The organism is Paractinoplanes maris (assembly GCF_023544465.1).
Classification (GTDB): Bacteria; Actinomycetota; Actinomycetes; order Mycobacteriales; family Micromonosporaceae; genus Actinoplanes; species Actinoplanes maris.
The window spans coordinates 78,262-102,971 of record NZ_JALPVL010000013.1; the positions used below are offsets into that span (position 1 = coordinate 78,262).

Annotated in this window: 22 protein-coding genes; 16 read left to right on the forward strand and 6 right to left on the reverse strand. The window is 71.3% G+C overall.

The features are described from left to right. Nucleotides 1-42: 42 nt before the first annotated feature. The 3 genes from NAG42_RS33450 to NAG42_RS33460 all read left to right on the forward strand — a co-directional run bounded on the left by NAG42_RS33450 (nucleotide 43) and on the right by NAG42_RS33460 (nucleotide 2,224). Nucleotides 43-696, forward strand: a complete 654-nt coding sequence (locus NAG42_RS33450; protein WP_250035964.1) for a hypothetical protein — start codon at nucleotides 43-45, stop codon at nucleotides 694-696. Nucleotides 697-818: 122 nt separating this feature from the next. Then, nucleotides 819-1,553 carry a 16S rRNA (uracil(1498)-N(3))-methyltransferase gene (locus tag NAG42_RS33455; RefSeq protein ID WP_250035965.1) on the forward strand — a complete coding sequence of 245 codons (735 nt, stop codon included), beginning with the start codon at nucleotides 819-821 and terminating at the stop codon, nucleotides 1,551-1,553. Nucleotides 1,554-1,729: 176 nt separating this feature from the next. Then, nucleotides 1,730-2,224, forward strand: a complete 495-nt coding sequence (locus tag NAG42_RS33460) for a hypothetical protein (RefSeq protein ID WP_250035966.1) — start codon at nucleotides 1,730-1,732, stop codon at nucleotides 2,222-2,224. Between the two features lie 356 nt (nucleotides 2,225-2,580). Here NAG42_RS33460 and NAG42_RS33465 read toward each other — a convergent pair whose 3' ends face one another. After that, nucleotides 2,581-3,297: a hypothetical protein gene (locus tag NAG42_RS33465; RefSeq protein WP_250035967.1), complete on the reverse strand. Its 717-nt coding sequence runs from the start codon at nucleotides 3,295-3,297 to the stop codon at nucleotides 2,581-2,583. Nucleotides 3,298-4,684: 1,387 nt separating this feature from the next. Here NAG42_RS33465 and NAG42_RS33470 point away from each other — a divergent pair. Further along, nucleotides 4,685-4,972 (forward strand): hypothetical protein, encoded by a 288-nt coding sequence (locus NAG42_RS33470; RefSeq protein ID WP_250035968.1) that lies wholly within the window; start codon nucleotides 4,685-4,687, stop codon nucleotides 4,970-4,972. 424 nt (nucleotides 4,973-5,396) lie between these two features. Here the strand turns inward: NAG42_RS33470 and NAG42_RS33475 are convergent, their stop codons facing one another. After that, nucleotides 5,397-5,696 carry a hypothetical protein gene (locus NAG42_RS33475; protein ID WP_250035969.1) on the reverse strand — a complete coding sequence of 100 codons (300 nt, stop codon included), beginning with the start codon at nucleotides 5,694-5,696 and terminating at the stop codon, nucleotides 5,397-5,399. 217 nt (nucleotides 5,697-5,913) lie between these two features. Between NAG42_RS33475 and NAG42_RS33480 the strand changes: the two genes are divergently transcribed. Further along, nucleotides 5,914-6,123 carry a hypothetical protein gene (locus NAG42_RS33480; protein ID WP_250035970.1) on the forward strand — a complete coding sequence of 70 codons (210 nt, stop codon included), beginning with the start codon at nucleotides 5,914-5,916 and terminating at the stop codon, nucleotides 6,121-6,123. An 841-nt stretch (nucleotides 6,124-6,964) separates the two neighbouring features. Here the strand turns inward: NAG42_RS33480 and NAG42_RS33485 are convergent. Further along, nucleotides 6,965-8,326, reverse strand: a complete 1,362-nt coding sequence (locus NAG42_RS33485; protein ID WP_250035971.1) for a glycosyltransferase — start codon at nucleotides 8,324-8,326, stop codon at nucleotides 6,965-6,967. Nucleotides 8,327-8,847: 521 nt separating this feature from the next. On the opposite strand from NAG42_RS33485, the gene NAG42_RS33490 reads away from it, so the two are divergent. Next, nucleotides 8,848-9,114: a hypothetical protein gene (locus NAG42_RS33490; RefSeq protein WP_250035972.1), complete on the forward strand. Its 267-nt coding sequence runs from the start codon at nucleotides 8,848-8,850 to the stop codon at nucleotides 9,112-9,114. Nucleotides 9,115-9,251: 137 nt separating this feature from the next. Continuing rightward, entirely contained in the window at nucleotides 9,252-9,494 is a 243-nt protein-coding gene (locus NAG42_RS33495; protein WP_250035973.1) for a hypothetical protein, read from the forward strand. A 57-nt stretch (nucleotides 9,495-9,551) separates the two neighbouring features. On the opposite strand, the gene NAG42_RS33500 is transcribed toward NAG42_RS33495, so the two are convergent. Beyond that, nucleotides 9,552-10,346 (reverse strand): hypothetical protein, encoded by a 795-nt coding sequence (locus tag NAG42_RS33500; RefSeq protein WP_250035974.1) that lies wholly within the window; start codon nucleotides 10,344-10,346, stop codon nucleotides 9,552-9,554. 123 nt (nucleotides 10,347-10,469) lie between these two features. Here NAG42_RS33500 and NAG42_RS33505 point away from each other — a divergent pair, with 123 nt between their 5' ends. From NAG42_RS33505 to NAG42_RS33520, 4 genes are read left to right on the forward strand one after another with little or no spacing between them, the layout of a single operon-like run. After that, nucleotides 10,470-11,513, forward strand: coding sequence for an iron chelate uptake ABC transporter family permease subunit (locus NAG42_RS33505; protein WP_250035975.1), 1,044 nt, complete (start codon nucleotides 10,470-10,472; stop codon nucleotides 11,511-11,513). Further along, nucleotides 11,513-12,547 (forward strand): FecCD family ABC transporter permease, encoded by a 1,035-nt coding sequence (locus NAG42_RS33510; RefSeq protein ID WP_250035976.1) that lies wholly within the window; start codon nucleotides 11,513-11,515, stop codon nucleotides 12,545-12,547. The genes NAG42_RS33505 and NAG42_RS33510 overlap by 1 nt, the downstream gene beginning before the upstream one ends. Further along, entirely contained in the window at nucleotides 12,544-14,064 is a 1,521-nt protein-coding gene (locus NAG42_RS33515) for an ABC transporter transmembrane domain-containing protein (RefSeq protein ID WP_250035977.1), read from the forward strand. The genes NAG42_RS33510 and NAG42_RS33515 overlap by 4 nt, the downstream gene beginning before the upstream one ends. Then, entirely contained in the window at nucleotides 14,061-15,788 is a 1,728-nt protein-coding gene (locus NAG42_RS33520; protein WP_250035979.1) for an ABC transporter ATP-binding protein, read from the forward strand. The genes NAG42_RS33515 and NAG42_RS33520 overlap by 4 nt, the downstream gene beginning before the upstream one ends. Here the strand turns inward: NAG42_RS33520 and NAG42_RS33525 are convergent. Both NAG42_RS33525 and NAG42_RS33530 read right to left on the reverse strand, forming a co-directional pair. After that, nucleotides 15,785-16,771, reverse strand: a complete 987-nt coding sequence (locus tag NAG42_RS33525; RefSeq protein ID WP_250035980.1) for an ABC transporter substrate-binding protein — start codon at nucleotides 16,769-16,771, stop codon at nucleotides 15,785-15,787. The genes NAG42_RS33520 and NAG42_RS33525 overlap by 4 nt on opposite strands. A 33-nt stretch (nucleotides 16,772-16,804) precedes the next feature. Beyond that, nucleotides 16,805-19,183 carry a beta-glucosidase family protein gene (locus tag NAG42_RS33530; protein ID WP_250035981.1) on the reverse strand — a complete coding sequence of 793 codons (2,379 nt, stop codon included), beginning with the start codon at nucleotides 19,181-19,183 and terminating at the stop codon, nucleotides 16,805-16,807. 52 nt (nucleotides 19,184-19,235) lie between these two features. Here NAG42_RS33530 and NAG42_RS33535 point away from each other — a divergent pair, with 52 nt between their 5' ends. The 5 genes from NAG42_RS33535 (at nucleotide 19,236) to NAG42_RS33555 (ending at nucleotide 24,041) form a co-directional block, all read left to right on the forward strand. After that, on the forward strand, nucleotides 19,236-20,627 hold the full coding sequence (locus tag NAG42_RS33535) for a serine hydrolase domain-containing protein (RefSeq protein ID WP_250035982.1): 1,392 nt from the start codon (nucleotides 19,236-19,238) through the stop codon (nucleotides 20,625-20,627). 126 nt (nucleotides 20,628-20,753) lie between these two features. Beyond that, a complete protein-coding gene (locus NAG42_RS33540) occupies nucleotides 20,754-21,827 on the forward strand; it encodes a PhoH family protein (RefSeq protein ID WP_250035983.1) in 1,074 nt (357 codons plus the stop codon). A 22-nt stretch (nucleotides 21,828-21,849) separates the two neighbouring features. After that, nucleotides 21,850-22,317 carry an rRNA maturation RNase YbeY gene (gene ybeY / locus NAG42_RS33545; RefSeq protein ID WP_250035984.1) on the forward strand — a complete coding sequence of 156 codons (468 nt, stop codon included), beginning with the start codon at nucleotides 21,850-21,852 and terminating at the stop codon, nucleotides 22,315-22,317. A gap of 4 nt (nucleotides 22,318-22,321) precedes the next feature. After that, a complete protein-coding gene (locus tag NAG42_RS33550; protein ID WP_250035985.1) occupies nucleotides 22,322-23,698 on the forward strand; it encodes a hemolysin family protein in 1,377 nt (458 codons plus the stop codon). Beyond that, complete coding sequence (locus NAG42_RS33555; protein ID WP_250035986.1) at nucleotides 23,691-24,041, forward strand: cytidine deaminase-like protein; 351 nt, start codon at nucleotides 23,691-23,693, stop codon at nucleotides 24,039-24,041. The genes NAG42_RS33550 and NAG42_RS33555 overlap by 8 nt, the downstream gene beginning before the upstream one ends. The last annotated feature ends 669 nt before the right edge of the window (nucleotides 24,042-24,710 follow it).

Genomic DNA, 24,710 nt, shown 5'->3' on the forward strand with positions numbered 1-24,710 from the left:
GGAGGACGTCCGGCGTGGTCCGGCCGGTCTACCATCCGGGTCATGACGGGGAGAGACGTGCCCCGCGGCGTGCGGGTGGCGACTCTGCTGGCGGGGCTGATGGTGCCGGTCGGAGTGTTGCTGCTCGTCGCCGGGGTGCTCGATCTGGCGTACTGGTCCTCGCCCGGCGCCGGGCGGCTCACCGCGCTGATGGACAACATCCAGGCCGAGTACGGGACTGTGCCGCCGGCGATGATCCGGGCCGGCCGGGGAGCGGTGCTCCTGGTCGTTCTGGGCCTGGCCGGCATCGCGTACGCGGTCCTGGCGCCTCTGATCTTCAAGGGGGTGCGATGGGCGCGCAGCTGGGCCCTGGGTGCCGGTGCCGCGATCTTCCTGATCGGACTGATGACGATCGGGTCGGACGCCAGTCAGCCGATCTATCTCAAGGACTACTACGCGACGCTGACCGGGGCGACGATCGGCGACCGCATTCCGCTGATCGAGGCCCAGCTCTATCCGGCGTGGTATCCGTGGCTCGAGGACGCCGCCCAGGGACTGGCCACGCTCGCGGCCCTCGGTGTCGTGATCGCGCTGATCTGGGCCGTGGTGTCGCACGCCGAGCACTTTCTGGGGCGCGGTGACCAGAGTGAGCCCGATGAGTGGGACACGGCGATCGCCCGCATGCGAGCCACCCGCAAGCCCAGCGATCAGGGCTGAGACCGCCGGAGCTCGTTGATCGGCTCGCGCAGCACGGGCGTCCGGGTCGGCCGTTCTTTCCAGGCGGGGAGGCGCGGGTGGTCGGCCATTCTCTCCGGGTGGGTGGAGGTAGCGTGCGGGGAATGTCCGCACCGCTCTTTCTCGTCGAGGCTCTGCCCGTCGGCGACGCGCACACCCTGGACGGTCCCGAGGGGCACCACGCCGCGGATGTTCAGCGGCTGCGGGCCGGTGAGACGCTGATCCTGGCCGACGGCCGCGGCGGCAGCGCTCTCGGCCGGGTCATCGCGGTGCGTAAGGGCAGCGTCGACGTCGAGATCGTGGAGCGCGAGCAGGTGCCCGCGGCCGATCCGCGCCTGGTGGTGGTGCAGGGCATCGCCAAGGGGGACCGCGGGGAGCTGGCGGTGCAGGCGATGACCGAGATCGGCGTCGACGAGATTCTGCCCTGGGCCGCTGCCCGCTCGGTGGCGCAGTGGCGTGGCGATCGTGGCGGTCGCGCCCGCGACAAGTGGGCCGCCACCGCCCGTGAGGCGGCCAAGCAGGCCCGGCGGGCGTGGTTGCCGGTTGTCGGCGGCGATCCGGACTGCTCGACCAAGCAGGTGGCCGCCCGGCTCGGCGGCGCGGGCGCGGCATTCGTGCTGCACGAGGAGGCGACCGTGTCGCTGGCCGCGGCTGCGTTGCCCGCGGCGGGGGAGATCGCGCTGGTGGTGGGCCCTGAGGGCGGCATCAGCGACAGCGAGGTCGAGCTCTTCACCGCCACCGGGGCCACTGCGGTGCGGCTGGGCCGCGAGGTGTTGCGGACCTCGACGGCCGGGGTGGCGGCGCTGTCGGTGCTGTCGGCCCGGCTCGGCCGCTGGTAATCATTGCCGGGCCCCGGACCGGACGCCACGCCGAACAATTACCGGTCGTCTCAGCCTTTCATTCCTTCCGGCTACCTCAGCGTGTTGCTCGACTATTGTGTGCCGATTCTCATGCTTTGCTGATCTTGCACAAGATCGTGTCAAAGCCGAGAAAGGGCACAGTAATGAATAAGTCGATGCGTGTTATCGCGGTGACCGGCCTGAGTGCACTGGCCGGCCTCGCCATCGGCGCCGGTCCGGCGCAGGCCTCGGGCTCCACGACGCAGCCGGCGGTCAAGCCGGCCGCAGGTCAGCTGGGCGCGACGCCGGAGCACGGCCGCCGGGACGGAATCGCCGGTTACTACCGGACGCTGGGGGCTTGCGCGCTCGCCGGTCGCGTCGGTGTGCACTTCGACCGGTGGGACTACTTCAACTGCGACCTCATCCGGACCGGTTTCCGCCGCGGCATCTGGGCGCTCGAGGTCGACCAGGCCAACCGGTGGCGGCGGTTCGGTCACGCCCCCGTCGTGGCGGACAAGCCGCACGGAAACAAGGGTGACAGTGGCTACGGTTCCAAGGACGACGGGAAGAAGGACAACGACACGAAGAACAACGACACGAAGAACAATGCTGTCAAGGACGACGGCTACGGGGCCAAGGACAATGGAGCCAAGGACGACACCAAGTACTGATCGGTTCCTTGTTCTCGGTTCAGCTTGTCAGAAACCCGGCCGGTAATCCGACGGCCGTCTGTCTTTCCGGTTTCGAGTCACGGCCCGCGGGAAATTGACCGGGCCGATCGATGACGCGGCGGAAATGACACGCAGGACACCAGCGCCAGGCGCGAGCTGTGAATCGCATGCTCTCGCGGGGGCTGGTGCCGCCGGGCGATCGTGCTCGCCCGGCGGCACCAGGAGATGACTAAGCATCAGCCGGAGGAATCGTTCAATAGGCCTCCTCGTTCGGTGATGACTTCGTCACGTCATGAGCGTCCGGCCGGCCACTGGTCCTGGCCGCCCGGGTCGATCGCTCCCGACGTGCCGCTGGATCAGGGGTGGCGGACGCCGCCCGGCGTTCCCGGGTTGCCGCCCCGGACGCCGCCCGGCTGGCCGCCGTGGTTGTTGTGCTGGTCGCGGACGCCGCCCGGCTGGCTGCCGTGGTTGTTGTGCTGGTCGCGGACGCCGCCCGGCTGGCTGCCGTGGTTGTTGTGCTGGTCGCGGACGCCGCCCGGCTGGCTGCCGTGGTTGTTGTGCTGGTCGCGGACGCCGCCCGGCTGGCCCTGCGGACCGCCCCGGACCGGGCCGCGACCCGGACGGACGTCCGGACGGCCGTTGCCGAAGTGGTGGTGACCGATGTGGCTCGGGCGGCCCGGCCGGAACTGGCCGGCGAAACGCGGCCGGAACTGACCCGGGAACGTACGTATGACCTGGAACGGACGGCCGAAGCCGAACCGGCCCCAGTTGTCGTCGTCGCCGACCTCGAGGGCCCACGTTCCGTGCCGCAGCCCCCCACGGACGGGGCTGCAGTCGTGGTCGTCCCAAGCGCCGGCCCGCTCGCCGTACCGGCCGGCCATCTCACAGGACCGCAGCGACGGGTAGTAGCCGACAACCTCGCCGTCGAGGCGCCAATCGGCGCGCGAAGCCGCGGTCTTGCTCTCTGGAGTCGCGGTCGCCGTGCCGGCGGCCTGCGCCGGTCCGGTCCCGACGGCCAGCGCGGCGAGCACACCGAAGCCTCCGAGGGTGATGGCGCGGGTGAGCTTGTTCATCGCGATTCCTTTCGTGCCGTAGTGCCCGGTGTCTTACGGGAGGGAAAACCGCGTTCCGTCCACGCTGGTTGTCGAACCCGCGTACGCCTTCGCGCGCCGGACCGACGATCAGCTGTCGACCGTTCGGCGGATGACTGTCGGAGGTTCCGGGCTGAACTCGACGGCCTTTCTGAACCGAAGAATCGACGAATTCAACAATGGTGGTCACACCATTCCGTCAATTTCCGCTGGCTCTGCCGTTCCGGCTCCGCCGCGGTGCCGATGGCTGCCGGCCTGAAACCCGTTCCGCCGGGCCGTGACGGCTCGACCCCGGCAGCTCGGATGGCCTCACTGCGGATGCCGATCCCGGTGGAGCGCTGGGAACCGGCTCATCGTCGACGCCGGAGCGATGTTGAGCTCGGCTTGGCCGCTCAACCGACCGTCATCTACGCGATAACTCAGTGTCAGTGTGATGGCCGTCACGCCTTGCGGGCGGCGGAGATCTCCCATGCATCGACGGGGAGCTGTCCGACGGAGCTCCGCCGACCGGAATGGTCTTTCCTCACTAGTGAAAACGGCGGAAATCGAGCCAGGTCGCCCGGCCTCGGCCGCTGAGTGTCAAGCGTTGGCCGCATATCGCCCCGTAATATATGAATGACGCCCCGTAGCCTCTCGTGTTCGCCGCTCACCCCCCGTGCGGCGTAGTACGCATGGGCAATCGGAGTGAGCCTTTCGCGGGGCCGGCTGACTTTCGGGCGACCGCCGGCCGCCAAAATCCTGACGCGTGCTCGGCCGTGCGAGGGCCACGTTTCGTGGCAGTTACCCCTAACGGTTGCAGCCGAGCAATTGTGTCCCCTTGCTCTGGCCGCGATGTACTGATAAATGCCAGCCGAAAAGTAAAAACTTTCCCCTGTGCAACGGTCAGACGTTTCTGGCAGAATTGTCGGCATGTCCTCTTCGGTGGACGCGCCGACTGCGCCTTGCGTGACTACCTGAGCGCCAGCTACTTCACTCAGAGTGGCTGCACTGCCGTGGGTAGGCGCCGATTGCGTGATCGCCGGTTGGCGGTATCTTCGCTTTATTGGCAGGTGGGAGCGGGTTCCGGGACTCGCTGGTCATTTTGGCCATCAGGGGCACGTCGGCCAAGAAGGGCCACGCGCGCACTCTCGGTAGTGGAATATGCGGTTCTCGTCGGCGCCCAGAGGCACCTCCGATCCGGGTGCTCGGCTGACGAATGCTCGATGTGGACGGCTGTGGGTGGGGGTGGACGACCGTTCTGGATCCTTTTCTATGTTTCAAGATCGGCCACGGATCGACATTCGAGGATTGCCTCCGACCGGGATTGTCGGCTCGGTCGGATGGGTAGATCCGGGGTTCTGGGAAATACGATGGAGCAAGGAAAAGATTGATGCAAACAAACAAGATCGTGCTTTCCGCCAAGTGGCGTGCGGCCTACCGGGCGGCGCTGGCGCTCCTGGAAAGCGATCTGCCGTACAACGACCCTCGCGACGCCGCGGCCCGGGCGCGGGCGCAACGGTTGCGTACGGATACCCGCCGCTGGATCCGTGAGCAGAAAGAGTTGGCGTCGGCCGGGGCGCTTTCTCCGATCCAGACCCTCTTCATCAGTCATATCCCCGACAACTGGGCCGAGATCGACCTGCAGCGTCGTCGTCAGCGACGTCTGCTGCAGAGTTGACGGACCTGTCCCAGGACCATGACTGTGATGACTCTTCGTGGCGGCGGGTGAGCTGGGCGAACGACAAAGCGGCCACTGCATGATCATCGTCGACTGGTGAGAACGTCCGAAGATCGTGCAGTGGCCGCGGGGTCGAGGCGCGGAACTCCGGCTCAACCGGCCCGGGCCGGCCCGGCCGAACCTCCGCGGTGCGCGCCGCCTGCTCTGCCGCCGCGTGCTCCAGCGCCGCCTGTTCCAGCGCCGCTCACTCCGGCTCCGCCTGTTCCAGCGCCGCCAGTTCCAGCGCCGCCTGTTCCAGCGCCGCCCACTCCGGCACCGCCTGTTCCAGCACCGCTTGTTCCAGCGCCATCCGGCGCAGTGCTGCCTGGTGCGGCGCCGCCCACTCCAGGGCCGCCCACTCCAGCGCCGTCTGTTCCAGTGCCGCCTATTGCACTGCCGCCTGTTCCAGTGCCGCCAATTGCAGTGCCGCCCACTCCAGCACTGCCTGTTCCGGCGCCATCCGGCGCAGCGCCGCCTGGTGCGGTGTCGCCCACTCCAGCGCCGCCCACTCCAGCGCCGCCCACTCCAGCGCCGCCCACTCCAGCGCCGCCCACTCCAGCGCCGCCCACTCCAGCGCCGCCCACTCCAGCGCCGCCCACTCCAGCGCCACGTGCTCCAGCGCCACGTGCTCCAGCGCCGCCTGCTCTAGCGCCACGTGCTCCAGTGCCTGCCGCCGCAGTGCCACCCGCTGGAGCCCGAACCGCCGCAGCGCCGCCGGTTGCAGTGCCGTCTGTTATCGCGCCCGCGATGTCGGGCTGTTCGGTCCAGAGGGCCCGCATCTGTCGCTGGATGAACGTCGTCAGCTGCTGCCGATAGTCGGCGTCGAAAATCTCCAGGGTCTCGATCTGCTTCTGCAGGCCTTCCCGTTTGATCGAGAGTCCGCCCACCGCATCCTCGTAGCGTTGCTGGGCCTGGCGTTTCAACTGCTCGGCGTGGTCCCGTCCGCCGGCCACTGCCCTCTCCGCCTCGGCCCGGGCCTCAGTGAGTACCTGCTCGGCCTCCTGCTGGATCTCGGCGGCTTTGTCCCGGGCGTCACGCTCGACCAGAGTGGCTGCAGCGCGAGCCTGGGACAAAACGGACTCAGCCTCGCCGCGGATTTTTTCGGCGTGTGACCGGGCCTCGCGAAGCATTTGTTCGGTGCGGGCTTCCGCTTCGGCCAGCGCCTTGCGTGCCTGCTCGGCAGCATCCGCGACATGAGCCGAGGCCGTGCGCTGCGCCAGCGTCAGCACCTCGAGCGCCTTGTCGGGCGCCATGATCTCGGACGTCACGGCCTCCGGCGCACCCTGGGATGCGCCGCCCTGGGATGCGCCAACGTGGGACGCGCCAACGTAGGACGCGCCAACGTAGGACGCGGCACCCTGGGACGGCACAGCATGGGACGCGGCGGCATGGGATGCGGCACCCTGGGATGCGGCACCCTGGGATGCGGCACCCTGGGATGCGGCACCCTGGGATGCGGCACCCTGGGACGCGGCACCCTGGGACGCGGCACCCTGGGACGGCACGGCATGGGACGCAGCACCCTGGAACGCAGCACCCTGGAACGCAGCAGCATGGGACGCGGCACCCTGGGACGGGGCGGCCTGGGACGCGGCACCCTGGGACGCGGCACCCTGGGACGGGGCGGCCTGGGACGCGGCACCCTGGGACGCGGCACCCTGGGACGGGGCGGCCTGGAACGCAGCAGCATGGGATGCGGCAGCCTGGGACGCAACGGCATGGGATGCCGCCGCATGGGATGCCGATGCCACGGCTTGGGATGCTGCCGCTGGGGGCGTCGCGGCTCCGGGCGCCGTGACGTCGGGAGCCACGGCGGCGGAGGCGGCGTCGGCGGGCACGCCGTACGACGCCGGGCCGGTCGGCTGTGCGAGGGAGATCACCGAGCGGTCGGTCGCCGTGCTGAGGATCGGCCCGCCGGTCTGCGTTACCGCGACTCGTCCGATGATCTGCTTGTCACTCATGTCCTTCTCCAAGACCGGCGGCCGGCGCTGGTGAGGCGCCGGCCCCGGTCAGGTAGCCGCTGTAGTAGACCTTGCTGGGCTCGGCCGTGACCGTCCGGTCGAAGCCCCGGAGCTGAAGGAGAGCGATGTACTTGATCGGCACCGAGAACAGCAGGTGGTACACCGCTTCGACCGGCGTGAGCAGGATCCACGTCCAGACCTTGCGGGCGCTGTCGAGCCCGGGCCGTTCGACCAGGTAGAGACCCGTCATGGCGTAACGCACCAGCAGGTAGAGCGCCACGTAGGGGACGATCGGGAGCAGCCGGAGCGTGTCGCGGCAGGCACTCTCGACCAGGGTGAAGATCACGAAGCCCAGCGTCAGCGGGCCGGCCGCGAGCTGGAGCAGGAGGATCAGGCGGGCCAGGGGATCCCCGGATCGGTGTGGCCCGGTCAGGGCCGGGGCGAGCCGGCGCCACGACGCAGTCGCCGAGCGCCGTCGTTGCCGATAGGCGACCAGCGCGTCGGCCGGTTCCCGCGTCCAGACGATCGCCTCGTGCACGCGGACCACCTCACCTTCGAGGTCGGGCACGCCGGCGTCGTAACAACCGTCGCCGGTGGCTTTCGCCGCGAGGTACCGGCGCTTCTGCTCGAAGAGAGTGCCGGCCCGGTAGATCGTCACGGCGCCGGAGGTGACAGTCAGCATGGCCGTCGGCGATTTCCGGGCCCGGCTCACCCGCCTCATCACGCGGGTGCCGATGTTCAGGTCGGCCACCCGGGTCAGCAGGTTCTGGTGGACGTTGCGCACCGCGACCATCGCGGTGGTCGCGACGATCCGCGGCCGGCTCAGCGCCCTCAGCTGGTGCTCGATCGCCCGCTCGTCGAGGACACAGTCGCCGTCCGCGGTGAGGACGAAATCCCAGTCGTGGGGGTCGAGCCGATCGAGAACGTAGGCCTGGGCGGCCTGCCGGCCACCGTTGCCCGTGCGGTGCCAGCGGACCCGCGGGTGCGGGAACGGATCCACCGGCCGATGGACCGATCCGTCGTCCACCACGTGCACCTCGTCGACAACCACACCGCGCTGGTCGAGGATCGACCAGATGCAGGCCCGCAGATCGTCGTGGTCCCGCTCGTGAGCCGGGACGATGGCCACGATCCGGCCGGCCGCCATCGGCAGGTGCTCGAAGCGGGAGTCCCGGGTGAAGGCGTACAGGCAGTAGAACAGCGTGCCGTTGCCGACCCACCAGTACGCGAGCAGCACCGGGTTGGCCACCCGGTCGTGGATGTACCAGGTCGCCGCGACCAAGGCGAGGAAGACGAACCCGGCGACGGCGATGAGGATCCGCCGCCCCCGCCGGGTGAGGGGATGTTCAGGCATGAGAAACCTTCCTGATCCGGGCGCCGCGACAGCCGGCCGACCCGGATGCGGAATTCGGTCGAAGTGGTGATCGCGGAGATCGGACGCGAACGCGAATTCAGCACGGCACCGGGACTCTTCGGTGGCATGACGAACTGCGTTTGAAACGACTGTCGGACTCCCTGGTGACTGCCACTCGAAAACCGGAGCGGAACCTACGTCCGGCATCGGCCGATCGGTCAGCCGGAGGCGCGCCCTTCTTCGGGCAAGGCTGGACCGGCGACCGAATTCGGGCGTCGTCGAATGTCAGTTCTCCACCATGCAATGAGCGGTCCGCCCAGCGATCGGTCGCACCGGAAAGGATGCTCGCCCGTAACCGGCAGCGTTGCCGGCGGCGGGCTGGTGTGACCACGGTCGCGGCGCGGCCCGGCCGGGGATCCCAAGTCGACCAAGGTTGGGATCCCCGGTTGTGCAACTGCCCTCAGGGGCACGGAAAGGCCCTCAGGCATTGTCGGAATCGCGTCGCGTATGGCAGGTGAACGGTGACCGCACCGGGCAACGAAGCTCTTATTTTCCTGATCGCACTCAGCATCCTGTTGTCCAGCGCCTACGCGTTCGGCCGGATCCATCAGTGGCACAAGCGCGGTGTGGAACGGGACCAGGCCTATCGCACCGGCTACGACAACGCGTCGCGCTCGATCCTCTCCATGATGGAGGCCCAGCAGCCCGCGGGCGCGGTGGAGGCGACGGGCTCCAGCTGGCACCGCAGGAAACATCGATCAAGCCGGTACCGGGTGGATGTCGACTAGCCCGGTATCCGGCCGATCGGATCGCGCGAGAACCCCGAAATCGCTCGGATGATCGGCCGACAGGGGCCGGACGAAAATCGCGGCCGACCGGCTGGGGCGTTGTGTTCCCGCGGGGGAAGAAGCTTTAAGGTTAATGCATGCTGATCGGTAGCAATGTGTTCCTGCAAAGCATCGTCTACGTCATTGTCTCGGTAATTTGCGCGTACGGTGCCGGGCGAATTCACCAGTGGTACATGCACAGCATGGACCGGGACCGGGCGTTTCGTGAGGGATACAATCACGGCTTTCACACCCTCTTCCCTCTCGCGGCCCGGGGAAGCCGCCCGGAGGCGCCCTCGCGCCGGTCCCGGGCGAATTCCCAGACCGGGCCGCGCGGCTGATTCCCGCGCGGAGCCCGCGGGGCCGGTCAGCCCGGCGCGCGGAGCCCGCGGGGCCGGTCAGCCCCGCGCGCGGAGCCCGCGGTATCGCCGGCGTTCCAGGCCAGGCAGCAGAATATGCTCGTCGAGGCCGTGGCCGGTGGCGACCTGCTCGGACAGCCGCGCGGCGAGGCGGCGCGCGGGGATCCGGCGCAGGCCGCGGGCGGGCAATTCGCCGGCGTACGGGCCGGTGCGGCGGCGCAGGCGGCGGCCCTGCTCGGCGATGGCCGGCTCGAGGGCGGCGAACGGTGCGTAGACCGCGTGGACGCCGTCGACCGGCTCGGACCCGGCCATCGGCACGAGCGGGACGCCGAGCAGCGTCAGATCGCGGTGGGCGCAGCCGTCGAGGAGCGCGACCAGATGGCGTACGCCGGCCCGGTGGCCCGCCCGCAGCAGCGAGCGATGCAAAAGTGCACTCACCGTGACGGCCAGCCGGTCGGTTTGGTAGTCCGGAAGAACACTGAGCGTAGCGAGATCCCAGATGGTGCCACCGTCGTGCAGCCCGTGCGCCTCGACGATCGCCGACAGGTCGCGGCCGATCCGCTCGGGGGCGTCGTCCAGTGTCCGGCCACCCCCGCGGACGACCCGGCCGACTCCGGCCGGCCGCCCGGTCCGGCGGTCCAGCACCAGCAGGAAGATGCTGTTCACGTCGTATTCGACGGAGCTCGATGCCTCCACCGTGCGGGCCACGTCGGCCGTCGGGTCGGTCGGCCCGACGACCAGCGCGGCGAAGCGGCCGGGGGTCGGATGGGCCGCGAGCGCGGCCACGCAATGCCGGGCCAGCGCCTTCGAGTCGAGCTCGGGGGTCCGCGACATGCAGGCGTCCTAACGGGCTTAACGGAACAACTAGGCCCGCACACTTTAGGCTTGAACTACCGTGCGTGAAAGCGACCTTGGTCACAATCAGTCACCGATTGTAGGGTAGGCTAACCTGCGGAGATGCTCTTGACGCGCACCGAGGGACACGCGCGCCGGGAGACGCGCCAGGAGAGCAGAGCGCGGCAGGCCTCGGGGCTGGCGATGGCGCTCGGCCTGCTCGCTGTGGTGTGTGTGCTCAGCGTCGCGATCGGCACCCGCACGATCCCGGTCGGCACGGTCTGGGACGCGCTGGTCCACTACGCCGGCACCGAGGACCAGTCGATCGTCCGCGAGCTGCGCGTGCCCCGCACCCTGCTCGGCATCCTCACCGGCGTCGCGTTCGCGCTCTCGGGCGCGGTCATCCAGGCGGTCACCCGCAACCCGCTGGCCGACACGCAGATCCTCGGCGTCAACGCGGGCGCCGCCCTGTTCATGGTCTTCGCGGTCGGGTTCCTCGGGCGGACCGAGGTCGGCGAGTACGTCTGGTTCGGCTTCGGCGGTGTCGCGGTCGCCCTGGTGCTCGTCTATCTGCTCGGCTCGGCCGGCCGGGGCGGCGCGACACCGCTGCGGCTCACCCTGGCCGGGGTGGCGCTGGGGGCGGTGCTCGACGGCATCTCGGCCGGCATCCGCCTGGTCAAGCCGCGCGCCTTCGACTACCTGCGCTTCTGGGACGCCGGCTCGATCGCCGGCCGGCCGCTGGACGTGGCGCTGACGATCCTGCCGTTCGTCGTCGCCGGCACGGTGCTCGCGGTGCTGGTGGCCCGCTCGCTCAACGCCGTCTCGCTCGGCGACGACCTGGCCCGCTCGCTCGGCGCGAACATCATGCGCACCCGGCTGCTCGCCCTGATCGCGGTGATGCTGCTGGCCGGGGCGGCGACCGCGGCGGCCGGGCCGATCGGCTTCCTGGGGCTGATGATCCCGCATCTCGTCCGCGGGTTCGCCGGCCATGATCAGCGCTGGATCTTCGCGTACACGATCGTCTGCGGCCCGATCCTGATGCTGCTGGCCGACATCGTGGGCCGGGTGGTGATCCGGCCCGGCGAGCTCCCGGTCGGACTGGTGACGGCGTTCGTGGGCGCTCCGGTCTTGATCTGGTGGATCCGCCGGGCCAAGGTCAATGGTTGATGAGTTTCCATTCTGGGCGCCGGGCGATCGTGCTGCGGCCGTTCGTGCGGATCCCGGTGCGGCCGTTGGTCGTCTGCGGGCTGCTCGTGCTGGTCGCGCTGGCCACCGCCGTGCTGGCGCTGTCGACCGGCGAGCTGACCATCCCGCCCGGCGATGTGCTGCGCGCGCTGACCGGTGACGGCTCGGGCGCCTACCGGCTCGTCGTGGTCGAGTGGCGGCTGCCGCGGGTGCTGCTGGCGCTGCTGGCCGGGGCGGCGCTCGGGCTGGCCGGGGCGATCTTCCAGGCGCTGACCCGTAACCCGCTCGGCAGCCCCGACGTGATCGGCTTCAACATCGGCGCGTACACGGGGGTGCTGCTCGCCATGATCACGGTGGGCGCCGGCTACTACGCGACGGCGACCGGTGCGCTGATCGGCGGTCTGGCCACCGGGGTCGTGGTCTATGCGCTGGCCTATCGCCGCGGGGTGCACGGCTTCCGGCTGATCATCGTGGGCATCGCGATCAGCGCGGTGCTGGCCTCGGTCAACCAGTGGCTGATCCTGAAGGCCAAGCTGCAGGTGGCCGTCTCGGCCGCGATCTGGGACGACGGCACCCTCAACGGGCTCGGCTGGGCAAGCGTGACACCGGTCGCGGTCGTGCTCGGCGCACTGGTCGTCGTGCTGCTCGGGCTGGGCCGGCGGCTGGCCGTTCTCGGCATGGGCGACGAGGCAGCCGCGGCTCTCGGCGTCCGGGTGGAGCGCACCCGGCTGGCGTACCTGGTGGTCGGGGTCGCCCTGACCGCGGCCGTGACCGCCGCCGCCGGGCCGATCTCCTTCGTCGCCCTGTCCGCGCCCCAGCTCGCGCAGCGGCTCACCCGCACGCGCGGGGTGGCCCTCGCCCCCGCCGCGGTGATGGGCGCCGTGCTGCTGATCGTCAGCGACTGGCTGGCCCAGCATCTGTTCGCGCCGACCCAGCTGCCGGTGGGAATCGTCACCGTCGCGGTCGGCGGCGTCTATTTCGCGTGGCTCCTGGTGGTCGCGCGGCAACGGGCGTGAGCCTTCTCGGGCGGGCACTGCTCCGCAACCGGGGCCCGGTCACGTGCGGCAGCCTGCTGATCGGGCTGCACCAGGGTTGCGAGGCGCTCGTGCCGATCCTGATCGGCGTGATCGTCGACCGGGCCGTGGCCACCGGGCAGCTGAGCATGCTGATCCTCTGGGTGAGCACGCTGGCGGCCCTGTTCCTCGTGCTGACCGTCGCCTACCGCGCCGGTGCCCGGCAGCTCATGCGGGCCGTGGCCGACGAGGCACACCGGCTGCGGCTCGAGGTGGCGGCCAAGGTGCTCGATCCCCGCACCGAGGTGCGCACCGGGGACGTGCTCACCATCTCGACCACCGACGCGGACACCACCTCGTACCTGCTGGACTATCTGCCCCGGCTGTTCGGGGCGCTGGTCGCCACGGCCATCAGCGCGGTCGGGCTCTGCCTGATCTCCGTACCCCTGGGCCTGGTCGTCCTGCTGGGAACCCCGGTCGTGCTGGTCGGGTTGCAGCGCGCCGCACCCCGGATCACCCGGCGGGTCGCCGCCCGGCAGGAGGTCGCGGGCCGGGCCGCGTCGCTCGCCACCGACCTGGTCACCGGCCTGCGCCCGCTGCGCGGGATAGGCGCCCAGGACGCCGCCGCGCACCGCTACCGCGAGGTCAGCCGCGAGTCGCTCGCCGCCACGCTGCGGGCGGCCAAGACGGTGGGCTGGTTCCAGGCCGCGTCGGACACCGTGAGCACGCTGCTGGCCTGCGGCATCGCGATCCTGGCGGGCTGGTTCGCGCTGAGCGGGCGGATCTCGGCGGGCGAACTGGTGACGGTCATCGGCCTGGCCGCCTTCCTGGGCGAGCCGTTCGCCACGCTGTCGGCCGCGCCCGGCTGGTTCGCCTCGTCGCGGGCCTCGGCCGAGCGGATCGAGGCCGTGCTCGACATCCGGCCGGCCGAACCGCCGCCCGTCGGCAACCCGATCCCGCCGGTCGAGGGCGAGTGCGTGGGGGTGGTGGTCGAACCGGACGCCGGCCCGCTGGTGGCGCTCTTCGACGACGGCTCACCCGACGTGCTGGTGGCCCCGCACCTGCCCGAGCTGTTCAGCGGCACGATCCGGGAGAACCTGCTCGGCGCCGGCGACCACCTGTCCGACGTGTTGCGGGCCTCGGCCGCCGACGACGTGGTGGCGGCCCACCCGGACGGGCTCGACCACGCGATCGCCGATCGGGGGGCGGCCCTCTCGGGCGGTCAGCGCCAGCGTCTCGCCCTGGCCCGCGCGCTGCTGGCCGCGCCCCGGCTGCTCGTGCTGCACGAACCCACGACGGCGGTCGACGCGGTGACCGAGCACGCCATCGCCCGGGGCATCCGGGACCTGCGGCACGGTCCGGGCTCCACGTTGGGCACGTTGCTGATCACCACCAGCCCGGCGCTGCTGGCCGTCACCGACCGGGTGGTCGTGGTGCGCGACGGCGAGGTCGTGGCGACCGGGACGCACGCCTCGCTGGCGGCCACCGACGACACCTATCGCTCGGCGGTGCTGCGGTGACCCACGCGCTCCCGGTCGCGACGCCCCGGCAGACTTGGGTCTGGCTCTGCTCGCAGCTGCGGACCCGCCGCCTCGAGGTGGCGTTCACGGTGGCGACCGGCCTGGGTGCGGCCGGTGCCTCGGTGGTTCCGGTCACCGCGCTCGGCTTGCTGGTCGATCTCGTACGCGACGGGGCCGCCTCCACCGCGCTCGTGCCCATCGGTCTGCTGGTCGCCGGGATCGCCCTGCTCGGTGGCATCGCCGCCGGGGCCACCACCAGCCTGGTGAGCCGGCTCGGCGAGCGCATCCTGGCCAACCTGCGCGAGGAGACGGTGAGCGTCGCGTTGCGCCTGCCCGCGACCACCCTCGACCGGGTCGGGCGGGGTGACCTGCTGGCCCGGGTCGGTGCCGACGTGGCCGCGGTCGGTGCGGCGGCGGCCGAGGTGCTGCCGACCGTCATCTCGGCGCTGTTCCTGGCCCTGCTCAGCGTGACCACGATGTTCGGGCTGGACTGGCGGCTCGGGCTGGCCGGGCTGGCCGTGATGCCGGCCTACCTGGTCGCGCTGCACTGGTATCTGCCGCGCTCGGCGCCGATCTACGCCGCCGAGCGGGCCGCGGTGGGGGCCCGGTCCCAGTTGCTGATGGAGAGCCTGCAGGGGGTGCGCACGGTTCACGCGTACCGGTTGGAGAACCGCCACCTGAGCGCCATCGACGACGCCTCGGCCCGCGCCCGCGACCTCTCTATCGGGGTGTTCGCGCTGTTCACCCGCTTCGTCGGGCGGATCAACCGGGCCGAGCTGCTCGGGCTGGCGACGATCCTGGCCGCCGGTTTCTGGTTCGTGCGGTCGGGCTGGGTCACCGTCGGCGAGACGGCCGCGGCCGCGGTCCTGTTCCACCGGCTGTTCAATCCGGTGTCGATGATCCTGTTCACCTTCGACGAGATCCAGGCAGCCGGGGCGGGGCTGGCCCGCCTGGTCGGGGTGGGCACCCTGCCCGTCGCCCCGGCCGGTGCCCACGCGGTCTCCAGCGCCGACCTCACCCTGCGCGCGGTGACCTTCGGGTACGAGGAACGGGTGCCCGTGCTGTGCGGGATCAGCCTGCGCGTGGCCCCCGGCGAACGGGTGGCCCTGGTCGGCTCGACCGGAGCGGGCAAGACGACGGTCGCCTCGATCGCGGCCGGCATCCTGCGCCCGATCTCCGGCACGGCCACCGCGGGCGGGGTGCCGGTGGACCAGCTCGCGCCGGGCACCGTGGCGATCATCAGCCAGGAGACCCACGTCTTCGCCGGCTCGCTGATCGAGGACCTGCGCCTGGCCCGGCCGGCCGCCACGGCCGAGGCCGCCGAGTCCGCGCTGGAGCAGGTCGGCGCGCTCGACTGGGCCCGGGCGCTGCCCGGCGGGCTCGAGACGGTGGTGGGGGAGGGCGGCCACCCGCTGACCGCGGCCCAGGCCCAGCAGCTGGCCCTGGCCCGGCTGGTGCTGCTCGACCCGGCGATCGCCGTCCTCGACGAGGCGACCGCCGAGGCGGGCAGCGCGGGCGCGCGGGAGCTGGAGGACTCGGCACTGGCCGCCACCAAGGGCCGCACCACGCTGCTGGTGGCGCACCGGCTCACCCAGGCCGCGGGGGCCGACCGCATCGTGGTGCTCGAACACGGCGCCGTGCTCGAGGAGGGCACCCACGGCGACCTGGTCGCCGCCGGGGGCCGCTACGCCACGCTGTGGTCGGCCTGGCAGTCCCGTGGTTAGGTCAGCTCGTTGACTTTTGTCGCGGTGTCGCCGTCGGTGGCGTTCCTGAGCTCCGGCACCAGCTTGTCGAGGGCGTAGAGCAGCGCGTCGGGGCCGCTGTAGGAGAGCGCGCCGGCTAGTGCCGTGTCGAACGACGTATAGAGCGTACGGTCCTCCCGCACGACCCCGAGGCGGCTGAAGACCGGCGATTTCAGCATGTCGGCCCTGGTCGCCCCGTTGACGAAGAGCACGTCCCGGTCGAGCAGGTCGAGCCGCTCCTCGCTGACGTCCTCGCCCTGCTCCTGGGTGCCGAACCCGAGCGCGTCGAAGATGCTGCGGCGCGGGTCCTTGGCCGGTAGCAGCCAATGCTGGCCCTTCTCCGGGCCGTAGTCCCCGACCAGCACCTTGCCGGCGAACTGCGGGTTGGCCTTCTTGGCCTCGTCCACCTTGGCGTTGACCTTGTCGACCAGGGCCCGCGCCTCGGCGTCCTTGCCGAGCGCCTTGCCCGTGGTCAGTGTCTGCACGTCCCAGGGCGTCTCCTCGTCCTTGAAGTCACCGGACTGGATCACCGTGGGGGCGATCTGCGAGAGCTTGTCGTACGTCTCCCGGGTGACCGTCTCGTAGACGGCCAGGATGAGGTCGGGCTGCTGCTTGATGATCGCCTCGTAATTGATCTCGGCGGAGAACGTGGGCAGCTGCTTGCCGTTCAGTTTGGCCGCGACCCAGGGATAGGTCGGGTACTCCTCGAACCACTCCCGGGTGCTGACCGGCACCTCGCCCAGCGCCAGCACGAAGTCCTGGTCGTTCCAGCCGACGGTGACGATCCGCTGGGGCTTCGCCGGGATCGTGGTCCGGCCGAACTTGTGCTCGACCTCGACCGGGAACGCCGCCCCGGCCGACGTGGCGGCGGCCGGGGCATCCTCGTCGTTCCCGCCGCCGCACGCGGCGAGCGAGGCGCCGAGCAGCACCGTGGTGACGAGCGTGGCAAGTGCGCGCACTCGCATGGGCGGATCTCCTCACGTAAAAGTGAGGTTAGGCTACCCTTCCACGATCAAGGTGGCTGTCCGGCGGGGGTCGTCGAGGGCGTGGGCGGCGATCACGCGGTAGTCACCCGGGCGGCGCTGCCAGCCTCCGTCGGCCCACGTCTCGAAGGTCCGGGGCGGCAACGGAACCCGGACGGTCACCGTCTCGCCCGGCCGGGCCTCGACGTTCTCGAACCCGGCCAGCCAGCGCTCCGGCCGGTCGGAGTCGACCGGGGACGGTCCGACGTAGACCTGGACGACCTCACGGCCGGCCCGGGCGCCGGTGTTGGTCAGCGTCACCACGGCCTCGGACCCGGTGACCACCAGATCGTCGTACTGCCAGGTCGTGTACCCGTGGCCGTGGCCGAACGCGTACAGCGGCGCGACGCCGGAGCGCAGCCAGCCGCGGTAGCCGACGAAGACGCCCTCGTCGTAGGAGACCGTGCCGTCGCGCGGCTCGATCGCCAGCACCGGGCAGTCCTGCTCGAGCCGCGGCCAGGTGGTGGGCAGCCGTCCGCCCGGCTCGGTCACACCGAGCAGCACGTCGGCCAGCGCGGCCCCCGCTTCCTGCCCCGGGAACCAGGTGAGCAGGACCGCCGCGACCTCGTCGGCCCACGGCAGGAGCACCGGCGAGCCGGCGTTGACCACCACGACCGTACGGGGGTTGGCCGCGGCCACCCGCGACACGAGCTCGTCCTGCCGGCCGGGCAGCGCGAGCGAGACCCGGTCGAAGCCCTCGGACTCGACCTGCTCGGTGGTGCCGACCACGACCACGGCGACGTCCGAGCCCGCGGCCAGGCGGACCGCCTCCTCGATCATGCCCTCGGCGTCGGGGCCGGGTGGGCGGTGGCCGAGCGTGGCCGAGACCGTGTGGGCCATGCCGCGGGCGATGGTCTGCCGGAGGACGACCGGCACCGCCACGCCGGCCTCGAGGCGCTTGGTGACCCGCTGCTCGCGCGGGGACAGCAGCAGGTCGGCCCGGGTCGCGCCCGGCGGGTGCAGCGTGCCCTCGTACAGCAGCTCGTCGCCGATCCGCAGCTCGAACGTGCCGAATCCGGAGACGGCGAAGGTGTGCTCGCCCCCGGCCTCGGGCGTGAAGGTGGTCTCCAGGCGGATCTCGTCGACGTCGGCCGGGTCAAGGGCCCCGGGCAGCGAGCCGATCCACCGTACGGCCGCGGGGTCGACCACGAAGTCGTAGCCGCCCATCGTCACCGTGGCCGGCGCCCACCCGGGACCGTGGGCGGCGGGCAGGAACGGGCGCGGGTCGGCGCCGATCGCGTATTCGACGTCCACTCCCGACAGGCTCGCCCGCAGTCCGTCGAGCGGCGAGATCACATGCGGGGGCGAGACCTGGGCACTGCCCCCGCCGAGCACCCGGGCATCGGTGGCCAGCGCACCGATCACGGCCACCTTGGTCAGCGCGGCCGGTTCGAGGGGCAGGGCGTAGTTCTCGTTGCGGGCCAGCACGAACGAGCGGGCGGCCACCTCGTGCGCGATCGCGTCGCCGTCGAGATCGGCCGGCGGCGTCACGGCCGGGCCGCCGTCGAGCACGCCGACCCGCTGGGCCAGGAGCAGCACCCGGCGTACCTTGTCGTCGACGACCTCCTCGGGCACCTCGCCGGCCCGGACCGCGGCCACCAGCTTGTCGCCCCAGGGGTTCTCCAGGGCCGGCATCGCGATGTCGAGCCCGCCCAGCGCGGCTCCCACCGTCGAGCGCGCGGCCCGCCAGTCCGAGACCACCACGCCGTCGAAGCCCCACTCGCGCTTGAGGATCTCGTCCTGCAGCGGCCCGTTCTGGGCCATCGACTGGCCGTTCACGCTGTTGTAGGCACTCATCACGCCCCAGCCGCCCTCATCGACGACTCGCTCGAAGGGGGCCAGGTAGATCTCCCGCAGCGCCCGGTCGCCGATCCGGACGTCGACCTCCATGCGGTCGGTCTCGAAGTCGTTGCCGACCAGGTGCTTCACCGTCGTGCCGACGCCGTGCTGCTGCACGCCCCGCACGAAACCCACCGCGATCTCACCGCTGAGCAGCGGGTCCTCGGAGTAGCACTCGAAGTGGCGGCCGCCCAGCGGGGTGCGCTGGAGGTTCACCGTCGGGCCGAGCAGCAGGTGCACACCCTTGCGCCGGGACTCCTGGCCGAGTAGCTGCCCGGCCCGCTCGGCCAGCTCGACGTCCCAGGCCGCGGCCAGCGCGGTCGGGCTGGGCAGCGCAATCGACGGGTCGTCGGGGGCCCAGCCGACCCCGCGGACGCCGATCGGCCCGTCCGACATCACCAGCGAGCGCAGGCCGATCCGCTCGATCGCCGGCAGCGACCAGAAATCCTGCCCGGCCAGCAGCGAAACCTTCTCCTCGAGGCTCAATCGCATGAGCAGTTGTTCGACATCCGCCATGGAAGCGCTCCCATCCTCGGTGCTCGTCGCCTGCCACCTTAGGATCATGGAGATGGAGAGCCATCCCCCGGCCCGCTACGAACGGGCCGTCCGCAAGGCGCAGGCCGACGGTCGCATCCCCGCCCTCTCGGTCGCGCTGCACCGTGCCGACCGTGAGCCCTGGGTGCTGACCGTCGGCGATTCCGGCACCACCGGGCACCCGCTCGGGCCGGACACCCGGTTCCGCATCGGCTCGATCACCAAGACCTTCACCGCGGTGCTGGTGATGCAGTGCCGCGACGACGGGCTGCTCGACCTCGACGACCCGGTCGACCGGCATCTGCCGGTGCCGGCGCACGGCGACGCGACCATCCGGCGGCTGCTCTCGCACACCGCCGGGTTCCAGCGGGAGCCGTACGGGGACATCTGGGACACCCTGCGAGCGCCGGGCGACGCCGAGGTGCTGGCCCAGCTCGACCGGGCCGAGCGGGTGCTGCCCAACGGCCGCCGCTTCCACTACTCCAACCTGGGCTTCGCCGTGCTCGGACAGCTCGTCGCCAAGCTGCGCGGTGGCCGCTGGTCCGAGGTCGTCGCCGAGCGGGTGCTCGAACCGCTCGGCCTCGGCGCCACCACGCTGCACGCGCCCCCGCAGGCCGCGGTCGGCTACGTGGTCGACGACTTCTCCGACGCGGCCCGCCCCGAGCCGCAGACCGACCTCGGCGGGACCGCCCCGGCCGCCCAGCTCTGGAGCACCGCCTCCGACATGGCCACCTGGGGCGCCTTCCTGGCCGACCCGGCGACGACCGACCCGGACGGCAAGGTGCTGGCGGCCACGACCCTCGACGAGATGCGCTTCCCGGCCACCGTGACCCATGAGGCGCTGTGGGCCGACGGCTTCGGGCTCGGTCTGATCATCGAGCCGCAGGGCCGGTTCACCACCCACGTCGGGCACGACGGCGCGATGCCCGGGTTCCTCGCCTCGGCATACGGGCGGCGGGGCGGCGAAGGGTTGCCGGCCGGGCTCGGCTGCGGCGTGCTCGGCTCGTCCGGCACCTCCCGCGGGATCGCCGAGCTGGTCCACGAGCTGCTCCGGCTGGCCGTCGAGCTCGACCCGGCCGAGATCACCCCGTGGCGCATCGCCCCGCCGGCCCCGCCGCAGTACCGCTCGATCCTCGGACCCTGGTACAGCGAGGGCACGCCGTTCGTCTTCTCCTGGCACGACGGGACGCTGCAGGCCCGGTTGGCCGGCGGTGCCGCCGACGTCCCGCCGGCCACCTTCCAGCCGCTGCCCGAGCAGCCGGACGTGCTGCGCACGGTGAGCGGCCGGGAGACCGGAGAGCTGCTGCGACTGACCCGGGACGAGTCGGGCACGGTCGTGCGGATGCACTGGGCCACCTACCGCGTGACCCGGGTGCAGGACGGCTTCGACGGCGGGGCCGCGTCCGACGGCGGGTTCGACGCCTGACGCCGCCATAATGGCATCGGCGCTCGCGCCGCCGAGCGGATACGATGGCACAGTCCTCAAGGACGCCGCCCCGCGCGGGCGACGATGAGAAAGAGAGCAGGTGGCGGAGGCCCTCGTGGCCGCCCTATGACCGGTACGCCGAACCCTTCCAGCGCGGGCTCCAGCGGCGCGGCGCGGGTGCAGACCAAGATCTCGGTCGCGGACCCGAAGATCATGGTGAACCTGCTGGGCGCCAAGGACGAGATCCTGCGGCTCATCGAGCGAACCCTCGCCAGCGACGTGCACGTCCGCGGCAACGAGATCACCATCACCGGTGACCCCGCCGAGAACGCCATCGCCGAGCGCCTCTTCGCCGAGCTCATCGAACTCATCGAACGAGGCGAGACGCTCAGCGTCGACTCGGTGCGCCGCACTGTCGCCATGCTCGAGGACGCGACCTCCGAGCGCCCGGCCGAGGTGCTCACCCTCAACATCCTGTCCCGGCGCGGCAAGACGATCCGGCCCAAGACGCTGGGTCAGAAACGCTACGTCGACGCCATCGACCAGAACACGATCGTCTTCGGCATCGGCCCGGCCGGCACGGGCAAGACCTACCTGGCGATGGCCAAGGCCGTGCAGGCGCTGACGGCCAAGCAGGTCAGCCGCATCATTCTGACCCGTCCCGCCGTCGAGGCCGGCGAGCGGCTGGGCTTCCTGCCCGGCACGCTCAACGAGAAGATCGACCCTTACCTGCGTCCGCTCTACGACGCGCTGCACGACATGCTCGACCCCGAGTCGATCCCCCGCCTGATGGCCGCGGGCACGATCGAGGTCGCCCCCTTAGCATATATGCGTGGTAGGACTTTGAATGATGCCTTCATCATTCTCGACGAGGCGCAGAACACGACGCCCGAGCAGATGAAGATGTTCCTCACCCGGCTCGGGTTCGGCGCCAAGATCGTGGTCACCGGCGACGTCACCCAGGTCGACCTGCCCGGCGGCACCAGCAGTGGTCTCAAGGTCGTTCGCGAGATCCTGCAGAATGTCGAGGATGTCCACTTCGCTGAGCTCTCCAGCTCCGACGTCGTGCGGCACCGGCTGGTCGCCGAGATCGTCGACGCCTACGCGCGCTACGACGACGAGCAGGAACGCGCCACACAATCCGTCCACGCCGTCCCCGGTCGCGCCGCCAGCGGTGGCCGCACGGGTCACCGGCGCTGAATCCGAGGGAAAAAGCACCACTATGTCCATCGAGATCGCCAATGAGTCGGGAGTCGAGGTCGACACCGACGCGATCCTCGCGGTGGCCCGGCACGCCCTCGACGAGATGGGGGTCAACCCGCTCGCCGAGCTGTCGATCCTGCTCGTCGACATCGACTACATGGCCGAGCTCAACCATCGCTGGATGGGCGGTGACGGCCCGACCGACGTGCTCGCGTTCCCGATGGACGAGGGCAGCGTCGACCACGGTCCCGGCGAGGCCGGCCAGGGCGAGCCGGGGCTGCTCGGCGACATCGTGCTCGCCCCCGAGGTGGCCGCCAAACAGGCCGCCGCGGCCGGGCACTCGGCGGCCGACGAGTTGCACCTGCTGACCGTGCACGGCACCCTGCACCTGCTCGGCTACGACCACGCCGAGCCGGAGGAGGAGCGCGAGATGTTCGCCCTGCAGAACAGGCTGCTCCAGAGCTGGCGGGCCGGACGGGCCGGCTGAGGTCGTGGACCCCACTCACCTGCTCGCGGCCGGCTCCGCCTCGGCGGGCCTGCCCGACGTGCAATTGATCGTTCTCGCGGTCGCGCTGGTGTTCCTGGCCGGTCTGGCCTCGATGGCCGACGCGGCGCTGGGCAGCGTCTCGGCGGCGCGCGCGGCCGAGATGGCCCGCGAGGGCGAGCGTGGTGCCTCGGCGCTGGCCGCGGTGGCCTCCGACGTGGTGCGCCACCTCAACCTGCTGCTCCTGCTGCGGCTGCTCTGCGAGCTCACCGCGACCACGCTGATCGCGCTGGTCGCGGTCGACAGCTGGGGCATCGGCTGGACGGCGGCGCTGGTCACGGCGGGCACGATGACGGTGGTCAGCTTCGTCGTGGTCGGGGTCGCCCCGCGTACGGTCGGGCGTCAGCACGCCTATGCGGTGGGCAAGGCCGCGGCGCCGCTGGTGCGCTGGCTCGGCAAGGTGCTCAACCCGCTGGCCTCGCTGCTGATCCTGATCGGCAACGCGGTGACCCCCGGCAAGGGCTTCCCCGAGGGGCCGTTCGGCAGCCAGGTCGAGCTGCGCGAGCTGGTCGACCTGGCCGAGCAGCGCGGTGTCGTCGAGCACGGCGAGCGCGAGATGATCCACTCGGTCTTCGCGCTGGGTGACACGATCGCCCGCGAGGTGATGGTGCCGCGCACCGAGATGGTGTGGATAGAGTCTTCGAAGACGTTGCAGCAGGCGCTCTACCTGTTCTTGCGCTCGGGCTTCTCGCGCATCCCGGTGATCGGTGAGAGCGTCGACGACGTGCTCGGCGTGGTCTATCTCAAAGACGTGATCCGCCGCACCCAGAACGGTGACCCGGCGTCGACGGCGCAGGCGGTGGCCGACCTGATGCGGCCGGCCACGTTCGTGCCCGAGTCCAAGCCGGTCGACGACCTGCTCTCCGAGATGCAGGCGGCCCGCACCCACATGGTGATCGTCGTGGACGAGTACGGTGGCACGGCCGGCCTGGTCACGATCGAGGACATCCTCGAGGAGATCGTCGGCGAGATCACCGATGAGTACGACGTCGAGCGCCCCCCGGTGGAGCACCTCGACGACGGGGCGGTGCGGGTGACCGCCCGGCTGCCGATCGAGGATCTGGGCGAGCTGTTCGGGGTCGAGCTGCCCGCCGACGAGGTCGAGACGGTCGGCGGCCTGCTGGCCCAGACGCTCGGCCGGGTCCCGATCCCGGGAGCTACGGTCGACGTCGGCGGCCTGCACCTGGTCGCCGAGGGCACGACCGGCCGGCGTAACCGCATCGACTCGGTGCTGGTGCGCCGGGTGGAGCCGCCCGAGCCCGACACCGAGACCCCGACCGACACCCAGACCGAGAACGAGGAGAAACAGACCGCCGATGCCTGACACGGACACCGCCTTGAGCGCCGAGGACACCAAGCTGGTCACCCTGGCGCGCAGCGCTCGCGCCCGGGTGGGTGCGGCCGAGGGCGCGGCGGTACGCGACCAGGACGGCCGCACCTATGCGGCGGCCACGGTGTCGCTGCCCAGCCTGTCGGTGACGGCGCTGCAGCTGGCGGTGGCTTCGGCGGTGGCGTCGGGGGCCAAGCTGATCGAGGCGGCCGCGGTGGTCACAGAGACGGCGTCGCTGGAGACGGCGGGGCAGGCGGCGGTGCGCGATCTGGCGGCCGATGCGCCCATCCACGTGGCCGACCCCACGGGCAGCCTCTGCGGCACGGTCACGGCATGACCGACGACCGGCGCACCCCGCGCAAGCCTCGTACGCGCGGCGCGACCTCCACCGCCGCCACACCGTCCACCGACCCCGCGCGCGCAGCTGACAGCGACCGCGCCGCGTCCTCTCCCGCACGATCCGCCGACGACCAGCCCGCGCCCACGTCGACCTCGTCGGGCGGCAACCAGGCGGCTTCACGCTCCTCGTCGTCGTCGCGCGGTGGCGATCAGGGTGCTGCGCGCTCGTCGGCTTCGCGCGGTGGCGAGCAGGGTGGCTCGCGCTCGTCGGCTTCGCGTGGCGGCGACCGGGGTGCTGCGCGCTCGTCGTCTTCGGGTGGCGGCGACCGGGGTTCCTCGCGCTCCTTGCCTGCTCGCGGCGGGCGCACGATGGGTTCCGGAAACTCTGGCGGCGGCGGCGGCGGCCGGTCCACGTCCTCGACCGGCTGGTCCGCGTCCTCGGCGGGGCGATCGTCGGCGGGGCCGTCCATGGATGCCGGTAGTTCGTCCGGGAGCAGCCGACGGCTGACGGCGGGGGAGCGCAACGAGATCCGGCGTCAGGAGCGGCGGGCGGCCCGGCGGGCCGAGAGCTCCGCCGGCGGACGCCGGGACACTCCGAGAGCCGGCGGCGAGCCCAACCGCAAGCCCGGTGCCTCGCAGACGCGGGGGCGCGACGAGTCACGCGGTA